Raw genomic sequence first — 2,007 nt, 5'->3', positions numbered from 1 at the left:
AGCGAGGCCGCCGCGTGCAGTTTCGCGGCCAGGGGTGTGGGCCGGTCGCGCTCCCATTGTGCGACGCTGCGATACATGCCCACATGAAAGGCTGCCGCATTGACGAAAGCCGCGATCAGCAGCGTCATCTTGAGCACGAACACCGGGTTGCCGACGAAATCGGCGGCATGCGCGCTGAACATGAGCAACCCGCTCGGCACGATCAGCAGCAGCGCGCCCAGCGTCCACGGCAGCAGATGGCGAGCAAGCGCCGGCACCGGAATCGCCTTGGAAAGACCGAGCAGGCGCAGGTCGAACATCACGATCGAGCCCACCAGCAGCACGAAGCCGAGAATATGGACGATCTCGACGCCCGGATAGAGCCATAGCCACTGGCGCATCGCCTGCGCAACGGGCAGCCCCTCGATTGCGCCCAAGGGGCCGGGCGGCAGCGCCTCGATCGCGCCCAAAGGGCCGGGCGCGGTGTCCATCAACGCAGCTCGATGGTCTTGTCTTCGACCGTGATCCGCTCGGCGCGCATCTCGTCGGGTTTGTTGCGGTTGGGATAGCCCACGATCGTTGCGGTGGCACCGGGCTTCAAGGCCGAGCGCGGCAGTCCGCGCGCCTGCATGCGGGACGGCGGCGCGAGCACGACATTCCAGATCTTGCCGCCAGCCTCGAGGCGGATGTGTCCGTGCGGATGCTCGTAGCCGGATTCGAGGATCTTGCCGGAGAGGTTGAGCGTCTTGGACGAGTCGTATTCGCTCCAGCCGTGATGGGCCAGCGCGAGCGGGGCGTAAACCAGAGCGGCGAGCAGCAGAACCGACCGAGCGTGCATGCGGGCCTCCATTCTTTCGATAGAGCCAACTATGCCCGGGTGCGGCCGCTGCAGCAACCCTGTCCCGCTGCCGGCGACGAGCGTCAGTCGCGCGACCTCTTGTCGCGTTCGAGCCGCATCATGTAGCGCTGGATGAGCGCAAGCGCGGACATGCTCGGGCGCACGAACTGGCAGCCGACCCGCACCATCTGCTTGCCGTTGAGCAGCGTCATGGCGAGCATGTTGGCGGTGCGCAGGCTGACCACGACGTTGCCTGCGTCCGGCAACACGATGCGGCAGTTGTCGTAGAGCGCGCCGATCTCGGCAGGCAGATCCTGCGGTTGCGCCGCTACCGCCACGCCGCCCTGGCTGATGTCGTGCAGCCGGGTTTCGATATTGCGCACGCCGTTGCTCCGATCCACCGGGATCACGCAGCGTACGGGCCGCGCGACCGGCGCGAGCACCCGGTAGAACTCGCGCCGTTGCAGGCGCAGCATCGATTCCGGCATGCGCACCGCGAACGCAGCGCGCTCCTCGTGCTGCACGACGCGAGCCGAACCCGTGGTGAAACGGATCTTCACCTTGTCGTGCGAGGAGACGAACAGGAGCTTCGATGCGCGCATCAACGCCTGGTTGAGCCGCTCGGCTCCGCTGCAGTCGAAGACGATTTCGCCAGCCACGGGATCGACGCGAAGCAGGGGCGTGAGCAGCGTGTCCTGGCCGCCGCCGAAGTGAACGCTGGCGAGCCCTCGGCTGCGCACCAGGTCACGCAGCACCGCGGCGATGTCGATGCGCGAGTGCAGCACATAGGGCGACTCGTCGCCGCCCGCATCTGCGTTGACCGGGGCAACGGCGCCGCCCGCACCTGCGCCGGCCGGGTCGCGGGCGCCGCTGGATTCAGCGCTCGCTTCCGCCATCGCGCGGTTCCTTGTCCGATCGTTCCGGCGCCAGGCGTTGCTCCAGGCGATAGATCCATGCCAGCACTTCGGCCACGGCGACGTACAGCTGCGCAGGGATGTGCCGATCGAGATCGACTTGCATCAGCAGCCCCACCAGCTCGGGCGAGTCGTGCACGTACACACCGGCTGCGCGCGCCCGCTCGATGATCGCACGCGCGACGAGGCCGCGGCCCTTGGCGACCACCTTGGGGGCGGGATCGTTTTCGGCGTATGCCAGCGCGACCGCGGCGCGAAGTTCAGAAGGCGCGACCG

General features: G+C 67.7%; 4 protein-coding genes. All 4 read right to left on the bottom strand.

Annotation, left to right across the window (positions count from 1 at the left end):
- Window positions 1–470: hypothetical protein (locus tag GEV05_25620; protein MPZ46701.1), on the bottom strand; the 470-nt coding region annotated here is incomplete at its 3' end.
- Window positions 470–817: a hypothetical protein gene (locus GEV05_25615; GenBank protein ID MPZ46700.1), complete on the bottom strand. Its 348-nt coding sequence runs from the start codon at window positions 815–817 to the stop codon at window positions 470–472. The genes GEV05_25620 and GEV05_25615, both read right to left, overlap by 1 nt.
- Before the next feature lie 83 nt (window positions 818–900).
- Window positions 901–1,713 carry a flagellar brake protein gene (locus GEV05_25610; protein MPZ46699.1) on the bottom strand — a complete coding sequence of 271 codons (813 nt, stop codon included), beginning with the start codon at window positions 1,711–1,713 and terminating at the stop codon, window positions 901–903.
- Window positions 1,694–2,007: hypothetical protein (locus GEV05_25605; protein MPZ46698.1), on the bottom strand; the 314-nt coding region annotated here is incomplete at its 5' end. The genes GEV05_25605 and GEV05_25610, both read right to left, overlap by 20 nt.

This window comes from Betaproteobacteria bacterium (assembly GCA_009377585.1).
In the GTDB taxonomy this organism is placed as follows: Bacteria; Pseudomonadota; Gammaproteobacteria; order Burkholderiales; family WYBJ01; genus WYBJ01.
Note: the sequence above shows the minus strand (reverse complement) of the source record. Positions and strands in the feature narration are given on the sequence as shown.